We start from the raw sequence: 18,975 nt of genomic DNA on the forward strand, positions 1-18,975 counted from the left end.
AACCGAGGCCGGGCCTGAACCGAGGCTGGCCTGAACCGACTCCCGCCCTGCTCGGGGCTCGAGGTCGACTCAGGGCTCGAGGTCGACGCCGCGGTCCTGGGCGAGCTTGGCGAGGTCGTCGATGACGACCAGCGCCATCCGCACGGAGCGGTCGCGCCGGTACTGCTCGTCGTCCGGGTCGATCCGCGGTGCGCGGTCGAGGGTCTCCTCGATCGACTGCGAGAGCTCGCGCCAGGCGTCCTGCCTCGCTCCGTCCACGAGTCCGGCGAGGTACTCGTCGTCCTCGGCACGGCGGCGGAGGGTGTCGGCGACCGCCAGCGAGAGCCGCTCGCGGTGGTCGAGATTGTCGACGTCGGCCGAGCGGTAGTCGTGCACGTGGTCGGAGCGACCGCCCACCGAGGTCGCCTCGGCGGCGATCGCGCGCAGGCGCTCGGCCGCGGCCACGGACTCGTCGGCGAGCTTCGTCAGCTCGAGCGCGGCGGCCCGCGAGTAGTGGCCCACGTCGAAGGGGACGTCGGCGGTGAGCCCGTCCATGAGCACGCGGTTCTTCACGGCCATCCGGCTCGCGTACTCGGCGAGCATCAGACCCTCCTCGGTCGCCTCCTCGACCGAGACCGGCTCGCGCGAGGGGTTCTCATCGGGGTCGTACGGCCTCATCTTGAGTCGGCGTCGACGGCGGAACCACACGCGCGTCACCTACATCCCGAGCACGGCGCTCCGCCCGCCGGAACACCTCTTCGAGAGTACCGGTCGGGGGAGCGGCGCGGGGAGTCGCTCAGGCCTCACGCCAGTCGTCCTGCAGCAGGTGCGAGCCGGCCTGCGGGCCCATCTGCAGCATGCCGCCGTCGACCACGTACGAGGAGCCGGTGACGTAGGCGGCTCCGGGGGAGGCGAGGAACGCGATGACGGCGGCGATCTCGCGCGCGTCGCCGGGACGGCCGAGCGGGATGCCGGGACGGTCGATCGTGAAGGGATCGACGTCGTCCGCGTCGTTCATCGGGGTCGCGATCTCGCCGGGAGCGACGGCATTGACGGTGATCCCGTGCGCCCCGAGCTCGAGTGCGGCGACCTTGAGCAGCCCGCCGAGTCCGTGCTTGGCCGCGACGTACGCTCCGGCTCCGACGCGGGGCTGGTGCTCGTGCACGCTGGTGACAGCGATCAGCCGTCCTCCGGTGCCCGCGTCCACCATCCGCCGCGCCGCACGCTGCAGGCAGACGAAGGCCCCGTCGAGGTTCAGCGCCACCGTGCTCCGCCAGCTCTCGACGCTCTGCTCGAGGAACGGCTCGCCGCCTCCGCCACCCGCGTTGTTCACCAACACGTCGAGGCCGCCCAGGCGCTCGGCGAGATCGTCGATCACGTCTCCCGCCCGGTCGAGCTCTGTCGCATCGAGCTGCGCGATCTCGGCGCGGCGGCCGTGGGAGCGGACCTCCTCCGCGGTGCCGTTCGCTCCCTCCTCGTCGCTGTGCCAGGTGATGCCGACGTCCATCCCGGCCCGGGCCAGGGCGACGGCCGTCGCTCGGCCGATGCCGGAGTCCGATGCCGTCACGACGGCGCGCGTCGGCTGGAAGTCTCGAGGTCCGTGGGTCATGTCGTCTCCTGATGCCGAGTGGGTTCGTCGTCACCTCGATCCGAGCATCCGGAGGAGGCCGACGGGACCGGCTTGACACGAGCGCGAGACGCGCGTCCGGCGTGGGAGGGTCACTCCGGCCCCTCGCATCGCGTTGACTGGGCGGATGGAACACCGTCGCATCTCGGTCGTCGTCCCCGTCAAGGACGACGCCCGCCACCTCGAGCGGCTGCTCGCCCTCCTCGCCGAGCAGACCCTCGCCCCCCTCGAGGTCGTGGTCGTCGACGACGGCAGCACCGACGACAGTGCCGAAGTGGCTCGGGCGTTCGGCGCCCGGGTCGTCGTGCACGAGGGGAGCGGGATCCCCGCGAGCACGGCGTTCGGCTTCGACGCCGCCGAGGGCGACGTGCTGGCGCGGCTTGACGCCGACTCGCAGCCGGGACCGGACTGGATCGCGCGGCTCGCCGGCCACTTCGCCGATCCGACGGTCGGAGCGGTGACCGGCCCCGGCCGCTTCGTCGAGCTGAGTCCTCTGCCGCGCCTGCTCGCCCGGGTGGTCTACATGGACGCGTACTTCGCCCTGATGGGCTCCGCCCTGTCCCACTGGCCGCTGTTCGGGTCGAACTGCGCGATCCGCCGCTCCGCGTGGCAGGAGATCGCGGAGGAGATGCACCGCGAGGACTCGTACGTGCACGACGACGTCGAGATCAGCGTGCACCTCGGCGTGCGCCACCGCATCGTGCTCGACCGCCACCTCGAGGTCGGCATCTCGGCGCGGCCGTTCGGCGCAGCGAGGGACATGATGCGCCGCCTCGACCGCGCGCTGCACACGCTCCGTCGGCACCCGGGTCTCGGCGACCCCGTGCTGCGCTGGACGCACCGGGTCCGTCGCTCCCGGATCGGGCGGCTGCAGCGGATCGCCGCGTCGCGCCGTGCTCTCGCAGCACGAGCCGACCGCACGCGCGACTGATCAGTCGGCGACGGGACGCCCCTCCTTCGGCATCGCCGCGACCGCCGCCAGCATGCCGAGGGCGACGACCGCGAGCGCGATGCACACGAACCGCGTCCCGGCGGCCAGATCCTCGGGGGCGGGAGTGCCGTCGCCGGTCGCGGCGTTGACGATCGCGCCGAAGACCGCGACCGCGACCGCGCTGCCGATGTTGCGGGCGAAGAAGTTGGTCGAGGACACGACGCCGCGCTCGCTCCACTCGACGCTGGACTGCGCCCGGATGAGGGTCGGAGTCGCCACGAGACCCATGCCCGCACCGATCAGCACGCAGAATCCTGCGATGTGCCAGAGCGTCGAGGTGCTGCCGAGGAGGATCGTCAGCGCGGTGCCGACGACGACGAGCCCCGCTCCGATGAATCCCGTGCTGCGGAAGCCGATGCGGAGGTAGAGGCGCCCCGACAGGCTCGCCGCGACGGGCCAGCCGAGCGTCATCGCGGCCACGGCGAAGCCCGCTCCGAGCGCCGAGCTGCCGAGCACGCCCTGAGCGAAGGTCGGGAAGTAGGACGTGACGCCGAGGGTGATCGCGCCGACCGCGGCGGACACGAGACTCGTCGACAGCAGGAGGCGACGGCTGAGCACCCAGAGCGGCAGCACCGGGGCACTGGCGCGCCGCTCGATCGCGACGAATACGGCGAAGGCGAGGGCCGAGAGGGCGAACACTCCGATCCCGGCCGGCGAGAGCCACGGCCAGGCCGTCCCTCCTTCGAGCAGGCCGAGGATCAGCAGCGCGGTGCCGACGGCGAGGACGGCCGCTCCGGCGAGGTCGATCGGCTGCCGCTCGCCTCTGGTCGTCTCGCGGAAGCTCCGGATGAGGAGGAACGCGGCGAGGAGGCAGAGCGGGATGTTGATCAGGAAGATCCCGCGCCAGGCGCCGAGGTCCGACAGCACACCGCCGAGGGTCGGCCCGACGACGGAGGAGATCCCCCAGACGCTCGCCAGGTAGCCCTGGGTCTTCGCGCGCTCGGCGACCGTGTAGATGTCGCCCGCGATGGTGATGCCCATGGGCTGGATCGCACCCGCGCCGAGCCCCTGCAGGGCCCGGAAGGCGATCAGCGCCGGCATGCTCCAGGCCAGCCCGCAGAGCAGGGAGCCGAGGAGGAACAGCCCGATGCCGATCAGCATGATCGGCTTGCGACCGATCACGTCCGAGAGCTTGCCGTACAGGGGGACCGAGACGGCCTGCGCGAGCAGGTAGATCGAGAACAGCCAGGGGAACTGGGCGAATCCGCCGAGGTCGTCGACGATCGACGGCACGGCCGTCGCGAGGATCGTGGCGTCGAGGGCGACCAGCGCGGTCGAGATCATCAGCGAGAGGAGGATCGGACCGCGCTCGGAGCGCAGTCCGACGCTGGCACGGGTCGGGGCGTCGGTCACTCCTCCGACGGTATTCCATAGCCGGGGGATGGAAGGAGGACTCGACGCGCTCGGTAGACTCGTCGTATGGAACTCGTGCTCTGGCTCGTCATCGCAGGTATCACCGCCGCCGGCCTCGTCTCGGGCACTGCCGCCCTGATCGTCATGACCGTGGCGCCCTGGTCGGCCGACAAGTAGCACCGGCGCCGTCGCGCCTCACTCGTACACCCGCACGACGCTCCAGCTCGGCTCCGTCGACGCGATGACGTCGAGGACGAACGATCCGCCCGTCTCGACGTGGGTCGCCTGGAACCGCCAGCCCCCGATGCTCACGGGCGGTCGTCCGAACGTGGGCCGGAAGCCCTCGAGCGGTGCCCACCAGGCGCTCGTGCAGGTCCACACCGTCGGGCGGTCGGTCACCCGGTAGCGCCCGCCCCGCCAGTCGAGTGCGATCGGCACGCCCTCGCCGTCGGTCGAGACCAGCGCCGTCTCGTCGATCACCGCCATCCTCGCGCCCCGTTCCTCCTCGTCGGCGACCCGCCCGGATGCTCCGGTGCCGGTTGGCCGTTCGAACATGTGTTCGATAGTCTGCGAGTGTACGCCGCGGCGAAGTCACCCGCCACGGCCACGAGCGAACGGCGGGGAGGCGCGATGATCGAGTGGAGTCCACTGCAGATGCTGCGCAGCAGCGGCCCGGACGAGTGGGTCATGGTCGACGCCGTGCGCACCGGCCGCATCGGACTCGTGCGCCGGATCGAGACGGGCCCGTACGGCGAGACCTGGTTCCGTGCGGTGACCTGGGCGGCCGAGCCCGAGAAGCGGACGCTCGTCGGCTACTCCCGCGACATGGAGACCATCGCGAAGGCGCTCTGGGAGCGTCAGCCGCCGACCGCGCAGGAGAAGCCCTTCCCCGGCTACCCGGCCTCGCAGCGTCAGGGATGAGCGGTCCCGGCGCCGGGGGCGTCCGCTCGCCGGAGGAGAATGGACGGATGCTCCTCGTCCTCGCCGGTTCACCCTCGGGTGCCTGGTGGGCCGTCTCCGTCGCCGAGACGGGGGAGTCGTCGCCCGAGGGGAGCGGTCGCGGCGCCGGGGACCTCGCCCGGTTCGTCCGGGTGAACGAGTCCCGGCGTCCGCGCTGGGTGTGGGACGACACGTCGCGCTGGTATCCCGCGCTGCTCGATGCCGACGTCCGCGTGTCGCGGTGCCACGATCTGCGGCTCGGCCGCGCGATCCTCCGCCGCTCGGTCGCCGCAGCGGGCTCGCCGCTCGCCCGGGCTCCCCGCGACGCGTGGGACTCGGACGCCGTCGCGCCCGCCGCCACCGACACGCTCGTCGGCTTCGAGGAGGCCGACGCCGACCCCGCCGAGCTCGACCCCGTCGTCGAGCTCGCCCGGCAGGAGGAGGCGGTCACGGCGTCCTCGCAGCCGGGCCGACTGCGCCTGCTCCTCGCGGCGGAGTCGGTCGGCGCGCTCATCGCGCGCGAGATCGCCGCCGCGGGCCTGCCCTGGCGCGCCGACGTGCACGACCGCGTGCTGACGGAGGCGCTCGGTCCGCGGCCCGTCTTCGGCGGTCGCCCCGCCCGTCTCGAGGCGCTGGCCGATCGCATCCGCTCGGCTCTCGCGGCACCCGAGCTCAACCCCGACTCGCCCGCCGACCTCATCCGCTCGCTCCGTCGCGCAGGCCTGGCCGTCGAGTCGACCCGCTCGTGGGAGCTCCAGTCCCTCGAGCACCCGGTGATCCCGCCGCTCCTGGAGTACAAGAAGCTCTCGCGGTTGCTGACCGCGAACGGCTGGGCGTGGCTCGATGCCTGGGTCCACGGCGGCCGGTTCCGGCCGGAGTACGTCGTGGGAGGCGTGGTCACCGGTCGCTGGGCGACCTCCGGCGGAGGAGCACTGCAGCTCCCGCGGCAGATCCGCGCCGCCGTGGTCGCCGACGACGGCTGGAAGCTCGTCGTGGCCGACGCCGCGCAGCTGGAGCCCCGGATCCTCGCCGCGCTGGCGGGCGACTCCGCCATGGCGGCGGCCGGGCGAGGGCGCGACCTCTACCAGGGCATCGTCGACGCCGGAGTCGTCCCCGACCGTCCGCGGGCCAAGGTCGCGATGCTCGGTGCGATGTACGGAGCGACCAGCGGGGAGGCGGGGAGCCTCCTGCCGCGGCTCACCCGGGCCTACCCGCGTTCCGTCGCGCACGTCGAGGCCGCCGCCCGCGCGGGGGAGCGGGGCGAGAGCGTCTCGACCTGGCTCGGCCGCAGCTCCCCTCCGGGAGCGGTCGGAGCGAACGACGAGAGTCCGGATGCGCGCAGTGCCCAGCGGGCGCGGGACTGGGGCCGCTTCACCCGGAACTTCGTCGTGCAGGGCACCGCCGCCGAGTGGGCGCTCTGCTGGATGGGCGATCTGCGCGCCCGACTGCGCGACGGCGGCCCGGGCCTGGATCGGGCGCACCTCGTGTACTTCCTGCACGACGAGGTGATCGTGCACGCGCCGGCGGACGTCGCCGAGCAGGTCGCCGGGATCGTCCGGGAGTCGGCCGCCCGCGCGGGCCGAGCCCTCTTCGGCGGAGCGGACATCGACTTCCCCGTGACCGTGGCGGTGGTCGACGCCTACGACGAGGCGAAGTGAGACGCGGGCTCAGTACCAGTGCGGCGAGCGGGAGTTCCACTTCGCCCAGGCGTTGCAGGGCGATCCGTACGAGCTCTTGATGTACGAGAGGCCCCAGTTCACCTGCGTCGCCGCGCTGGTCTGGTAGTCGGACCCGGACGAGGCCATCTTGCTCGCCGGCAGCGCCTGCGGGATCCCGTACGCGCCGGAGGACCGGTTCAGGGCGTTCCAGCGCCAGCCGGACTCGCCGTTCCAGAGCGGGACGAGGCACGAGTCCATCTGGTCCTGGCCCCAGCCGTAGTTCCCGAGGACCGTCCGTGCGTACGCCTGCGCCTGCGCGGGGGACAGGCCGTCGGTGCGGCCGGCGTAGGTGCTGAGGGCCGCGATGGTCTCGGCGGAGCTGTTGCGCGCTCCGGTCGGATCGTCGTTCCCGAGCTGCAGCGGCCCGCCGCCCGGAGCGGCAGGGGCGGGAGCGGCGGCCACGGGACGCGAGCCGGCGGACGGCGCGGTGCGGATCGCCTCCTGCTGAGCTGCCTCCCTGGCACGGCGCTGCTGGTCCTCGAAGACCGCCTTCTCCTGCTGCCCGGTCGCGTACTGCTCCTCGAGCGCCGCGGTCGTGTCCTTGAGCTCGGCGAGCTGGGCGTAGAGCGTCGAGCTGTACTGCTCCTGCTCGGCCACCTTCGCGTCGGCCGCCGACTGCGCCGCCTCGGCCTCGTCGAGGGCGCGGCCGGCCGCGTCGGCGAGGGCGACCCGCTCGGACCGGGCCTTCTCGGCCTGGGCGGCGAGAGCACCGGCCTCGTTCTCGCTCGTCTCGGCCGCCGTCTGCAGCGTGCTCGTCTGGAGCGTCAGCTGGCTCATCGTGCCGATGCGGTACAGCAGCTCGTCCGACTCCTGTCCTCCGACGAGGAGGTTCAGCGTGGCGTCGGTGCCGCCGGTGCGGTAGAGCTGGGCGGCGAGCCGACCGGCCTGCTCCTTCGCGGCGTCGGCGGCGGAGCGCGCCGCATCGGCGCGGCTCTCGAGCGCGGTGACGCGCTGACCCGCTTCGTCGAGGGCGGTCCGAGCGGCGTCGGCCTCGGACGCCCGGGCGATGGCGGCGTCGGTCAGCTCGGCGGCCTGATCGCGGAGATCGGCCAGGAAGGCCGTGATCCTGGCGACCTCGGCCGCCGTCGCGCCCTCGCTGTCCTTCGCGGCCTCGACGTCGGACCACGACGGGTAGTCGGCCGGATCGTACGCGGCGGACGCGGTGAGCGGCGAGGCGAGGGAGGCGCAGAGGACGAGGAGAGTGCCGGTACCCGCCGCGATCAGGCGTCGACGCGTGCGCGAGGCGACGCGGAGGCCGAGAGGGGAGCGGGACATGCACTCCAGCCTAAGCGACGGCCCCTTCGCCTGTCTCGTCCCGGGACACCGCTCTCCGGCCCCGGCGCGGACGCTCGAGCGTGAAGCCGCGGACGCCCGCCGCCGCCTCCGCTCCGGACAGCTCCTCGCGGGCCGCGTCGAGCAGGCTCCGCAGGGCGTCGTCGCGGACCCGGAGGGCCCGGGCGGCGAGGCGGCGCTGCGGGTGGTCGTCGACGGGCTCCTCGTCCTCCGGGAGCGCGACCGAGTACGCGGCCAGGACCGCATCGAGGTCGGCCTCCTCGAGGGTCGACGCGAGCAGGATGCGGTCGAGGACGTCGTCCCAGTCCTCCTGCGCCGAGGCGCCGTCGCCGTGGAGCCAGGCGGACGCCTCCGCGCGGCCGTCGTCGGTCAGTGCGTGCAGAGGGAGTCCGTCGTCCGTCGCTCCGGCCGGGACGACGAGACCGCGCTCGCGCAGGCGCTCGAGCGTCGAGTAGATCTGCCCCACGTTCACTCGGCGGCGGTGCGCCGCGCGATCGAGGAGCTCGGAGTGCAGCTGCAGACCGTAGGCGGGACCGAGGGTGAGGAGCGCCAGGAGACCGTCGCGGACCGACACGGGACTCCTCTCGGACGGGCCCGAGCGGGAGCGGGCACCGGACATGCCGAGTATAGGCAGGGGATCCGGGCGCGCCCCGGGCGGGCGCGGCGAGCCGTCTTGTCGGCGCGGGACGGCTGATGCATACTCTGACGTGGTGGCTCGTCCACCGCACAATCGAAGAATGCACCGCTAGTCGTACGTGGTCCGGGTCGTTGGGGAAGACGCACCGGGACGAACGGAGGACAGCATGGTGGCGCAGCAGACTCGGGGTGTGCTCTTCGTGCACTCCGCCCCTCGCGCGCTCTGCCCCCACCTCGAGTGGGGAGCCGGGCGCGCTCTCGGTCGTGCCGTGAACTTCGAGTGGATCGATCAGCCGGTCCTGCGCGGAACGCAGCGCGCCGAGTTCGCGTGGGAGGGTGCCCCCGGCACCGGCGCGAGCATCGCCTCCGCTCTGCGCGGCTGGGAGGACGTCCGCTACGAGGTCACCGAGGAGCCGTCCCCCGGAGTCGACGGCGGCCGCTGGATGCACACCCCCGGCCTCGGGATCTTCTTCGCCCAGACCGACAGCGTCGGCAACACCGTCATCCCCGAGGACCGCGTCCGCGCCGCGATGGAGACGGCCGGCGCCGACCCCATCGAGCTGCACCGCGAACTCCGCCTCGCCCTCGGCCAGGCGTGGGAGGACGAACTCGAGCCGTTCCGGTACGCGAGCGACTTCGCGCCGGTTATCTGGATGCACGGAGTCGGCTGACGCCGACTCCGTGCATCGTCGACGCCGCTCCTCGCGCGGCGTCGCGCGGTCGGCTTCGCGACGGGGTCGCGCTCCGAAGAGCGGGGTGCGTTCGGCGACGGCGATCCGCTGGCACGCGGATCGCCGGATACGCCTCGCGGGGCTCGGTCATCCGGGGGCGGGGGCTCGGGATCGATCCGTGCATCGTCGACGCCGCTCCTCGCGCGGCGTCGCGCGGTCGGCTGTGCTTGTGCCGACGCCGCCCCTCGCGCGGCGTCGCGCGGTCGGCTTCGCGACGGGGTCGCGCTCCGAAGAGCGGGGTGCGTTCGGCGACGGCGATCCGCTGGCACGCGGATCGCCGGATACGCCTCGCGGGGCTCGGTCATCCGGGGGCGGGGGCTCGGGATCGATCCGTGCATCGTCGACGCCGCTCCTCGCGCGGCATCGCGCGGTCGGCTGTGCGACGGGGTCGCGTTCTGCAGAGCGGGGTGCGTTCGGCGACGGCGATCCGCTGGCACGCGGATCGCCGGATACGCCTTGGGGGCTCGGCGATCCGGTGGCGGAGGCGAGCTCGGGAGTTTCGTGCGGTGGAAGCCGGGCGGGTGCCGCAGCCTCGGCTAGTGGAAAGAGCCGGGGATAGCCGGATCTCGCGCGCCGAGTGCGATTCTGCGAGCCGGAGATCGGTCCAGGAGGTCATCAGACCTTGGGGATGGCGGGGAACGGGCCGAGCCCGTTCACACCTGGCGATCGGGCCGACGGGAGGGCCGTCGCCGACCGGAGGTGCCAGAGGGCGTGTTCCCCATGTTCCGGCTCGTGGGATCGGGACGGGCTCGTTGGAAGCCGGTGGTCTCGCGAGCCCGACGCGATTCGGGGAGCCGGAGATGTGATCCGCGGGTCCCGGAGACGAGTGCTGATGCTCGGCACGGCGCGCGGCATGGCTGATGCCCTGTCGGCGATCCTGCTGCGGGAGCCGTACGGCGGAAGCTGTGCGCCGAAGCCCGATCGGGTGAGTTGTTCACCGATGCCTGGTATGGCGGCCTGAGTCTCGATGCCCGGTAGGGCGAGCCGTGTCTCGATGCCCGGCAGGGCGAGCACCGCGCCGATGCCCGGAGGGCAGCGCGCAGCCCACCCGAGCGCCGCGAGGCGTATCCGGAGATCCGCGTCCCAGCGGATCTCCGTCGCCGCACCGCACCGGCCCCCGGGAACTCAGCCCCCTAGGGAGCGGACGCGCCTTCGTTGCGCTACGCGCAACGAAGCCCGCGTTCCGCTCGGTCCACGGGGCGAAGCCCCGTCAGACCGACCGGAACGCGGCCACAGCATTGTGCCCCCCGAACCCGAAGGAGTTCGAGAGGGCGACGAGGGGGCCGTCGCCGAGGGCGCGGGGGCTGGTGACGACGTCGAGGGGGATCTGGGGGTCCTGCTCGGTGAGGTTGATCGTCGGCGGGGCGGTGCGCTCGTGCAGGGCGAGGACGGTGAAGATCGCCTCGAGGGCGCCGGTGCCGCCGAGGAGGTGGCCGGTGGCGGCCTTCGTCGCCGACACGGCGATGTTCGGGAGGTGGTCGCCGAACACGCGGGCGAGGGCGCGATACTCGGCGATGTCGCCGACCGGGGTGCTGGTCGCGTGGGCGTTGACGTGGACGACGTCGGTGCGGTCGGCGCCGGCCTGCTCGAGGGCGGCGATCATCGCGCGGGCGGCGGCGGAGCCCTCGGGGTCGGGGGCGGTGATGTGGTACGAGTCGCTGGTGACCGCGCCGCCGGCGAGCTCGGCGTAGATGCGGGCGCCGCGGGCCAGGGCGTGCTCCTCGGTCTCGAGGACGAGCGAGGCGGCTCCCTCGCCCATGACGAAGCCGTCGCGGCTCACGTCGTAGGGGCGGGAGGCGGTGGCCGGGTCGTCGTTGCGACGGGAGAGGGCCTGCATGGCGGCGAAGGCGGCGAGGGGGAGCGGGTGGATGACCGACTCCGTGCCGCCGGCGATGACGACGTCGGCAAGGCCGCGCTGGAGGTGCTCGTAGGCGTTCGCGAGAGCCTCGGTGCTCGAGGCGCAGGCCGAGACGTCGGTGCGGGCGTAGGCGCGGGAGGGGATGGACATGCTGATCGCCGCGGCGGCGGCGTTCGGCATGAGCATCGGGATGGTCATGGGCAGCACGCGGCGGGGTCCGCGCTCGCGCAGGGTGTCCCACGCGTCGAGCAGCGTCCAGAGTCCGCCGATGCCGGTGGAGTAGTCGACGCCGACGCGCAGCGGATCGACGTCGGTGATGCCCGCGTCGGCCCAGGCCTCGCGAGCGGAGATCACGGCGAAACGGGCGGAGGGATCGAGCCGCTTGAACTCGGCACGGGGCAGGACGTCCTCGGGACGGACCTTGGCCTGGCCGGCGAACGTCACGGGCAGCTCGTGCTTCGCGACCCACTCGGCCTCGATGGTGCTGATGCCGGACTCCCCCGCGAGGAGGGCGTTCCACGAGTCCCGGGCGGTCCCGCCGAGGGGCGTGGTGGCTCCGATGCCGGTGACGACGATTTTCTTGGTGCTCATGACGACGATCTCTGTTCCGTGACGGGGTGGGTGCCGGGCGCACCCCGGCCGGGCGGATGCCGGGCCGGGGTGTCCGCCTCAGGGGCGCGGAAGTGCTACTCGGACGCCTTGACGATGAAGGTGACCGCGTCGCCCACCGTCTTGAGGTTCTTGACCTCGTCGTCCGGGATCTTCACGTCGAACTTCTCCTCGGCGTTGACGACGATGGTCATCATCGAGATGGAGTCGATGTCGAGGTCGTCGGTGAACGACTTGTCCATCTCGACGGAATCGGTCGCGATGCCGGTCTCGTCGTTGACCAGCTCGGCCAGGCCGGCGAGGACTTCTTCGGTGGACAGTGCCATGGTGCTCTCCTTGAGGGGTTCGGTTCGGGTTGTCGTCGAGTGACCGTGAGTCAGTTTAGGGGTGGGGCGGTGCCCCCTAAGGGAGCACCACGACCTGCGCGCCGAACACGAGTCCGGCGCCGAACCCGATCTGCAGGGCGAGTCCGCCGCTGAGCTCGGGGTGCTCCTCGAGCAGGCGGTGGGTCGCCAGCGGGATGGACGCGGCGGAGGTGTTGCCGGTCGTCTCGATGTCGCGGGCGATCATCACGGTGTCCGGCAGCTTGAGCTGCTTGGCGAACTCGTCGATGATGCGCATGTTCGCCTGGTGCGGGATGAATGCGGCGAGGTCCGAAGGCTCGACGCCCGCCTCCGCCAGCGCCTGCTTCGCGACCTTCGCCATGTCCCAGACGGCCCAGCGGAAGACGGAGGGGCCGTCCTGCCGGAGGGTGGGCCACTCGGCGCGGCCCTCGCGGTAGGCGAGCATCGGGTTGTCCATGCCGACGGTGTCCCAGCGGGAGCCGTCCGAGCCCCAGACGGTCTTCGAGATGCCTGCCGAGTCGCTCGGCCCGACGACCGCCGCGCCCGCGCCGTCGCCCAGGAGGAACGAGATGCTGCGGTCGGTGGGGCTGACCAGGTCCGAGAGCTTCTCGGCGCCGACGACGAGCACGTACTCGGCGAGACCCGAGCGGATGAACGAGTCGGCCTGCGCGATGCCGTACGTGTAACCGGCGCAGGCGGCCGAGATGTCGTAGGCCGGGGCCGGGTTGGCGCCGATGCGGTCGGCGAGGAGGGCCGCGAGCGACGGTGTCTGCACCGTGTTGCTGATGGTCGAGACGAGCACGACGCCGATCTGGTCGGGGCGGATGCCGGCCTTCTCGATCGCCTCGAGGGAGGCGGTGGTCGCGAGATCGACCGCCTGCACGTCGGCCGAAGCGCGGCGGCGCTCGATGATGCCGGTGCGCTGGCGGATCCACTCGTCGGAGGAGTTGATCGGCTCGATCAGGTCGTCGTTCGGCACGACGCGGTCGCCGCGCGCCGCTCCGATGCCGAGGATCCGGGTGTAGGCGGTGCCGCTGGACTGGGTGAGGGTAGGGGTCGTCATGGGTCTCTCCTGCTAGGCGGCGTGCTCGTCGATGAAGGCGCGGGCGGCGTCGAGGTCGTCGGGGGTCTTGACCGCGAGGGTCGGCAGCCCCTTGAGGCCGCGCTTGGCGAGGCCCACCAGGGCGCCGGCCGGGGCGAGCTCGATGAGGCCCGTGACTCCGGCCTCGGCGAACGCCGCCATGCACAGGTCCCAGCGCACCGGGGACGCGACCTGGCCCACGAGGAGGTCCAGGAAGGCCGGGCCGGACTCGACGACCGAGCCGTCGCGGTTGGTCCACAGCCGCAGAGTCGGGTCGGACGGGGTGATGCCGGCCGCGATCTCGGCGAGCGAGTCGCGGGCGGGCGCCATGTACCGGGTGTGGAACGCTCCGGCGACCTGGAGGGGGATGACACGGGTGCCGGCGACCGGCTCGTCCTTGAGCGCCTGCAGGGCGTCGACGGCGCCGGCGACCACGATCTGCCCGCCGCCGTTGTAGTTGGCCGGCTCGAGGCCGAGCTCGTCGAGGCGGGCGAGGAGCGCCTGCTCGTCGCCGCCGAGGACGGCGCTCATCGCGGTCGGCTCCGTAGCTGCGGCCGCGGCCATGGCGCGGGCGCGCTCGCGGACGAAGACGAGCGCGTCGGCTTCGGAGAGGACTCCCGCTCCGGCGGCCGCGGTGATCTCGCCCACCGAGTGCCCGGCGATGCCGGCGATCCGGTCGCGGCGCCCGCCCTCGAGGAGGGCGGCGAGGCTGACGAGTCCGGCGGAGACGATCAGCGGCTGAGCGACGGCCGTGTCGCGGATGGTGTCCGCATCCGACTCGGTTCCGTGCGCCGCGAGGTCGATGCCGACGGCCTCGGAGTGGGCCGCCACCTGCTCGGCGACGGACGGGACGGCCAACCAGGGCACGAGGAATCCGGGGGTCTGGGAGCCCTGACCCGGGGCGACGACGACGATCACGTGTCCAGTCTTCCGATCCGCGCCACACTGGGCGCCGCTTGTTCGTACGGAGAAACCACAAAGAGCTTGTGGCGGGTCTACAAGAAGCGGAGGTCAGCTGCGCGCAGGACGGCGCCGGACGGCTCCGTCGGGGTCGCTCATCGACCCGAGGATGAGCGCCGATTGCAGGATGAGCGCCTCGCGGGCGCCCGTCGCGTCCCAGCCGATCACCTCGGCGACGCGCTTGAGCCGGTAGCGGACCGTGTTGGGGTGCACGAACAGCTCGCGGGCGGTCGCCTCGAGCGAGCGCCCGTTGTCCAGGTAGGCCCACAGCGTGGTGAGCAGCTCGGTCGAGTGCTTCTGCAGGGGCTTGTAGATCTGCGTGATGAGGCTCTGCCGGGCGAGCGGATCGCCGGCGAGGGCGCGCTCGGGCAGGAGGTCGTCGGCACTGACCGGGCGCGGTGCGTTGCGCCAGGAGCGGGCGACCGCGAAGCCGGCGAGAGCGGCCCGGGCGCTGCGGGAGGCCTCGACCAGCGTCGGCACCTCGTGGCCGAGCACCAGATGGCCGGAGCCGAAGCCGGGCTCGAGCGCCTCCGCGATCTCGAGGAACGCGACCGGGGGACCGGTCTCCTCCGTCGCGTTCTCGCTCGGCTCGGCGCGGCCGATCACCAGCACGAGCCGGCTGCCCTGCACGCCGATCAGCACGTCGGCGTCCATGTGCCGCGCGGTGCGCCGCAGCTGGTCGACGTCGAGCATCTTGGGGGCCGTGCCGACCAGGACCGCGACCTCGCCGTGCCCGTGCCAGCCGAGAGCGGCGATGCGGCTGGGCAGCTCGTCGTCGGCCTCGCCCGTGAGGATCGAGTCGACGACGAGGGCCTCGAGGCGCGCGTCCCAGAGTCCGCGCGCCTCGGCGGCGCGCGCGTAGACGTCGGCCGCCGCGAACGCGACCTCGCGGGAGTAGAGGAGGATCGCCTCGCGGAGGTCCTCGCTGCCGTTGCGGACCCGGTCCTCGACCACCTCGACGGTGACCTTGATCAGCTGCAGCGTCTGGGTCAGCGAGACCGAGCGGAGCAGCTCCCGAGGGGCCGCACCGAAGACGTCGGCCGCGATCCACGGGGTCGCCTGCGGATCGTCGAACCACGAGATGAACGACGTGATGCCGGCCTGGGCGACCAGACCCACGGCCGAGCGCCGACCCGGAGGCATCGCGCCGTACCAGGGAAGCGTGTCGTCCAGGCGCTTGATGGTCTGCGTCGCGAGTTCACCGGCGATGGTGCGCAGCCACGCGAGGGTCTGCTCCTTGGTGCGCGCAGCGCCCGGCCGTGAGGCCGGGGCTGCGGGAGCAGACCCTCGCGTGGTCGACGACGACGCGTCGGAGGAGAGCACCGACTTGTCCGTCAGCTCTCGCCGCCCGCGTTGCCGGTGGTACCGGCGTTCACGTCGTGCAGCCGGTACTTCTCGATCGCCTGGACCGACAGCGAGGGGTCGACCTCGCCGCGCTTGGCGAGCAGCTGCAGCGTGCGCACCACGACGGACGGGCCGTCGATCTTGAAGTGGCGACGAGCGGCCGCGCGGGTGTCCGAGAAGCCGAAGTCGTCCGCTCCGAGCGTCGCGAAGTCGCCCGGGATGAACTGGCGCAGCTGGTCGGGCACCTGGTGCGAGAAGTCGGAGACGGCGACGAAGGGGCCCTTCGCGTCGGCGAGCTTCTCGGTGACGTACGGCACCTGCTGAGCGTCCTCGGGGTGGAGGAAGTTGTGCTGCTCGGCTTTCATGCCGTCGCGGCGCAGCTCGTTCCACGAGGTGACCGACCAGACGTCGGCCGAGACGCCCCAGTCCTCCGCGAGGAGCTTCTGCGCCTCGATCGCCCACGGCACCGCGACGCCGCTGGCGAGCAGCTGCGCCTTGGGGCCGTCCCACTGGCCCCAGGACACGCGGTGGATGCCGCGGACGATGCCGTCCACATCCACGTCCTCGGGCTCGGCGGGCTGCACGATCGGCTCGTTGTACACCGTGAGGTAGTACATGACGTTCGGGTCGGAGTGCTTCCCGCCGTACATCCGCTCGAGACCGGACTGCACGATGTGCGCGATCTCGTAGCCGTACGCCGGGTCGTAGCTCACGACGGCCGGGTTGGTGGCCGCGAGGATCGGGGAGTGCCCGTCCGCGTGCTGCAGGCCTTCGCCGGTCAGCGTGGTGCGGCCGGCGGTCGCTCCGATCATGAAGCCGCGGGCCATCATGTCGCCCGCCGCCCAGATCGCGTCGCCCGTGCGCTGGAACCCGAACATCGAGTAGAAGACGTAGACCGGGATGAGCGGCTCGCCCTGCGTCGAGTACGAGGTGCCGACTGCGGTGAACGCCGCCAGGGCGCCCGCTTCGTTGATGCCGACGTGCAGGATCTGACCCTGGGGGCTCTCCTTGTACGCCAGCAGCAGTTCGCGGTCGACGGACGTGTAGTGCTGCCCGCGGGGGTTGTAGATCTTCGCGTTCGGGAAGAACGCGTCCATGCCGAAGGTGCGGGCCTCGTCCGGGATGATCGGGACGACGCGGTTGCCGAAGTCCTTCGAGCGGAGGATGTCCTTCAGGATGCGGACGAACGCCATGGTGGTGGCGATCTCCTGCGTCCCGGAGCCCTTCTTGCCGATCTTGTACGCGGAGTCGTCGGGGAGGTTGAGCTGCGTGTACTTCGAGCGGCGCTCGGGCAGGTAGCCGCCGAGCGCGCGACGGCGCTCCTGCAGGTACTCGATCGCCTCGTCGTTCTGACCGGGGTGGTAGTACGGCGGGAGGTAGGGGTTCTCCTCGAGCTGCGCATCCGTGATCGGGATCCGCATGGTGTCGCGGAAGCCCTTCAGGTTGTCGAGCGTCATCTTCTTCATCTGGTGGGTCGCGTTGCGGCCCTCGAAGCTGCGGCCGAGACCGTAGCCCTTGATGGTGTGGGCGAGGATGACGGTGGGCTGGCCCTTGTGCTCCGTCGCGGCCTTCATGGCCGCGTAGATCTTGCGGTAGTCGTGGCCGCCTCGGCGAAGGCCCCAGATCTGCTCGTCGGAGTAGTCCTCGACCAGCTTCTTGGCGCGCTCGTCGCGGCCGAAGAAGTTCTCGCGGACGTAGGCGCCGTCCTCCGTCTTGTAGGTCTGGAAGTCGCCGTCGGGCGTCTTGTTCATGAGGTCGAGCAGCGCGCCCTCGGTGTCGCGGGCGAGCAGGTCGTCCCACTCGCGGCCCCAGATCAGCTTGATGACGTTCCAGCCGGCTCCGCGGAAGTACGACTCGAGCTCCTGCACGATCTTGCCGTTGCCGCGGACGGGTCCGTCGAGGCGCTGGAGGTTGCAGTTGACGATGAAGTTCAGGTTGTCGAGACCGTCGTTCGCGGCGACCTGGAGCTGACCGCGCGACTCGACCTCGTCCATCTCGCCGTCGCCGAGGAACGCCCAGACCTGCTGGTCGGAGGCGTCCTTGATGCCGCGGTTGGTGAGGTACTTGTTGGCCTGGGCCTGGTAGATCGCGTTGATCGGCCCGAGGCCCATCGACACGGTCGGGAACTGCCAGAACTCCGGCATGAGGCGCGGGTGCGGGTAGCTCGAGAGCCCTCCGCCGCTGTGCGAGCGCTCCTGGCGGAAGCCGTCGAGCTGGTGCTCGGTCAGGCGTCCCTCGAGGTAGGCGCGGGCGTAGGGACCGGGCGAGGCGTGACCCTGGATGAAGACCTGGTCGCCGCCTCCGGGGTGGTCCTGGCCGCGGAAGAAGTGGTTGAAGCCGACCTCGTAGAGCGACGCGCTCGACGCGTACGTCGAGATGTGGCCGCCGACGCCGATCCCGGGGCGCTGCGCGCGGTGCACGAGGATCGCGGCGTTCCACCGGATCCAGGCGCGGTAGCGGCGTTCGACGTCCTCGTCACCGGGGAACTCGGGCTCGTTCTCGGGCGCGATGGTGTTGATGTAGTCCGTGGTCGGCACCATCGGCACGCCGAGGTGCAGCTCCTTGGAGCGCTTCAGGAGGCTGAGCACGACGTCGCGTCCGCGACCCGCACCCCGCTCCTGCACGAGCGCGTCCAGCGACTCGTTCCACTCCGACGTTTCCTCGGGGTCCGAGTCCACGTGACCGACGGAATACGGGTCCTGATCGTTAACAGTCACCCTCGACCTCTCTCTGGGGGCAGATCGTGCCCGAGACATCATTCTCATGAAGCGGTGCGGATCCACGCGCGGGTGCTACGGATGACGAGCTGCGCGCAGGCACCTGGGCAAGCCTAGCGATTCCCGCCTACTGTGGCGATCCACGACGGAAGCGTTCAGCGGTCTGTGGGGTTCCACCATCCGGAGGGCCCTCCGCGGCCATCGGGGAGCCGGCTCCGATCGCCGGTTCGCCGATCCCCCTTGGTGGGGGCGCGAAGCGGGTCTAGCATTGCCCCTCGTGCTCGCGCGAATCTCGTGCGCACGGAAGGACATCGGACCGATGGCTCTCGAGAAGCTGACGCTCGCTCCCGACTTCGAACTCGCCAACCAGTACGGCGAGCGGATCCAGCTCGGCGACTTCCACGGGCGGCGCAACGTCGCCCTCGTCTTCTTCCCCCTCGCCTTCTCGGGCACCTGCACGGGGGAGTTCTGCGCTCTGCGCGAGAACCTGTCGCTCTTCGAGCACGCGGACGTCGAGGTGATCGGCATCTCCGTCGACTCCAAGCACACGCTGCGCGCCTGGGGCGAGAAGCAGGGCTACGACTTCACGCTCCTCTCGGACTTCTGGCCGCACGGCGACGTGGCGAAGCAGTACGGCGTCTTCGTCGAGAGCAAGGGCTACGCGACGCGCGCGACCTTCCTCATCGACCGGGAGGGCGTCATCCGCGACACCTTCATCACCGAGCCCGGGGAGGCGCGCTCGATCGACGCGTACCGCGCCGCGATCGAGGCGCTCCAGCCGGCGCACGCCTGACG

The 18,975-nt window shown here is 71.9% G+C and carries 17 protein-coding genes; 5 read left to right on the forward strand and 12 right to left on the reverse strand.

Features of this window, described 5'->3' with window-relative positions:
- Positions 1 to 69: 69 nt before the first annotated feature.
- Positions 70 to 657, reverse strand: coding sequence for a hypothetical protein (locus C1I63_RS12845; RefSeq protein ID WP_107575029.1), 588 nt, complete (start codon positions 655 to 657; stop codon positions 70 to 72).
- 118 nt (positions 658 to 775) lie between these two features.
- Positions 776 to 1,588, reverse strand: coding sequence for an SDR family oxidoreductase (locus tag C1I63_RS12850; RefSeq protein ID WP_107575030.1), 813 nt, complete (start codon positions 1,586 to 1,588; stop codon positions 776 to 778).
- Between the two features lie 145 nt (positions 1,589 to 1,733).
- Here C1I63_RS12850 and C1I63_RS12855 point away from each other — a divergent pair, with 145 nt between their 5' ends.
- Positions 1,734 to 2,537 carry a glycosyltransferase family 2 protein gene (locus C1I63_RS12855; protein WP_107575031.1) on the forward strand — a complete coding sequence of 268 codons (804 nt, stop codon included), beginning with the start codon at positions 1,734 to 1,736 and terminating at the stop codon, positions 2,535 to 2,537.
- Here C1I63_RS12855 and C1I63_RS12860 read toward each other — a convergent pair whose 3' ends face one another.
- Both C1I63_RS12860 and C1I63_RS12865 read right to left on the reverse strand, forming a co-directional pair.
- Entirely contained in the window at positions 2,538 to 3,881 is a 1,344-nt protein-coding gene (locus C1I63_RS12860; protein ID WP_107575863.1) for an MFS transporter, read from the reverse strand.
- 264 nt (positions 3,882 to 4,145) lie between these two features.
- Entirely contained in the window at positions 4,146 to 4,505 is a 360-nt protein-coding gene (locus C1I63_RS12865; protein WP_235576874.1) for a hypothetical protein, read from the reverse strand.
- Between the two features lie 75 nt (positions 4,506 to 4,580).
- Here C1I63_RS12865 and C1I63_RS12870 point away from each other — a divergent pair, with 75 nt between their 5' ends.
- Together C1I63_RS12870 and C1I63_RS12875 are read left to right on the forward strand one after the other, a co-directional pair.
- On the forward strand, positions 4,581 to 4,871 hold the full coding sequence (locus C1I63_RS12870; RefSeq protein WP_146168466.1) for a hypothetical protein: 291 nt from the start codon (positions 4,581 to 4,583) through the stop codon (positions 4,869 to 4,871).
- 47 nt (positions 4,872 to 4,918) lie between these two features.
- Entirely contained in the window at positions 4,919 to 6,547 is a 1,629-nt protein-coding gene (locus C1I63_RS12875; RefSeq protein WP_107575033.1) for a bifunctional 3'-5' exonuclease/DNA polymerase, read from the forward strand.
- Positions 6,548 to 6,556: 9 nt separating this feature from the next.
- Here the strand turns inward: C1I63_RS12875 and C1I63_RS12880 are convergent, their stop codons facing one another.
- Together C1I63_RS12880 and C1I63_RS12885 are read right to left on the reverse strand one after the other, a co-directional pair.
- Positions 6,557 to 7,882: an aggregation-promoting factor C-terminal-like domain-containing protein gene (locus C1I63_RS12880; protein WP_107575034.1), complete on the reverse strand. Its 1,326-nt coding sequence runs from the start codon at positions 7,880 to 7,882 to the stop codon at positions 6,557 to 6,559.
- Between the two features lie 10 nt (positions 7,883 to 7,892).
- Positions 7,893 to 8,474 carry a PadR family transcriptional regulator gene (locus tag C1I63_RS12885; protein ID WP_170116386.1) on the reverse strand — a complete coding sequence of 194 codons (582 nt, stop codon included), beginning with the start codon at positions 8,472 to 8,474 and terminating at the stop codon, positions 7,893 to 7,895.
- A 229-nt stretch (positions 8,475 to 8,703) separates the two neighbouring features.
- Here C1I63_RS12885 and C1I63_RS12890 point away from each other — a divergent pair, with 229 nt between their 5' ends.
- A complete protein-coding gene (locus C1I63_RS12890) occupies positions 8,704 to 9,207 on the forward strand; it encodes a DUF3145 domain-containing protein (protein WP_055792765.1) in 504 nt (167 codons plus the stop codon).
- A gap of 1,270 nt (positions 9,208 to 10,477) precedes the next feature.
- Here C1I63_RS12890 and C1I63_RS12895 read toward each other — a convergent pair.
- From C1I63_RS12895 to aceE, 6 genes are all read right to left on the reverse strand, one after another.
- The gene (locus C1I63_RS12895) at positions 10,478 to 11,716 is read right to left on the reverse strand and encodes a beta-ketoacyl-[acyl-carrier-protein] synthase family protein (protein WP_055792760.1); all 1,239 of its coding nucleotides are present in this window, start codon (positions 11,714 to 11,716) and stop codon (positions 10,478 to 10,480) included.
- Positions 11,717 to 11,811: 95 nt separating this feature from the next.
- Positions 11,812 to 12,060: an acyl carrier protein gene (locus tag C1I63_RS12900; RefSeq protein ID WP_055792757.1), complete on the reverse strand. Its 249-nt coding sequence runs from the start codon at positions 12,058 to 12,060 to the stop codon at positions 11,812 to 11,814.
- 76 nt (positions 12,061 to 12,136) lie between these two features.
- On the reverse strand, positions 12,137 to 13,141 hold the full coding sequence (locus tag C1I63_RS12905) for a beta-ketoacyl-ACP synthase III (RefSeq protein ID WP_055792755.1): 1,005 nt from the start codon (positions 13,139 to 13,141) through the stop codon (positions 12,137 to 12,139).
- 12 nt (positions 13,142 to 13,153) lie between these two features.
- A complete protein-coding gene (locus C1I63_RS12910; protein WP_107575036.1) occupies positions 13,154 to 14,077 on the reverse strand; it encodes an ACP S-malonyltransferase in 924 nt (307 codons plus the stop codon).
- A 93-nt stretch (positions 14,078 to 14,170) separates the two neighbouring features.
- Entirely contained in the window at positions 14,171 to 15,337 is a 1,167-nt protein-coding gene (locus tag C1I63_RS12915) for a PucR family transcriptional regulator (RefSeq protein ID WP_211315672.1), read from the reverse strand.
- Between the two features lie 116 nt (positions 15,338 to 15,453).
- A complete protein-coding gene (gene aceE, locus C1I63_RS12920; RefSeq protein WP_055792750.1) occupies positions 15,454 to 18,180 on the reverse strand; it encodes a pyruvate dehydrogenase (acetyl-transferring), homodimeric type in 2,727 nt (908 codons plus the stop codon).
- Positions 18,181 to 18,499: 319 nt separating this feature from the next.
- Here aceE and C1I63_RS12925 point away from each other — a divergent pair, with 319 nt between their 5' ends.
- Complete coding sequence (locus C1I63_RS12925; protein WP_077222641.1) at positions 18,500 to 18,973, forward strand: peroxiredoxin; 474 nt, start codon at positions 18,500 to 18,502, stop codon at positions 18,971 to 18,973.
- Positions 18,974 to 18,975 lie beyond the last annotated feature (2 nt).

The organism is Rathayibacter caricis DSM 15933, assembly GCF_003044275.1.
Classification (GTDB): Bacteria; Actinomycetota; Actinomycetes; order Actinomycetales; family Microbacteriaceae; genus Rathayibacter; species Rathayibacter caricis.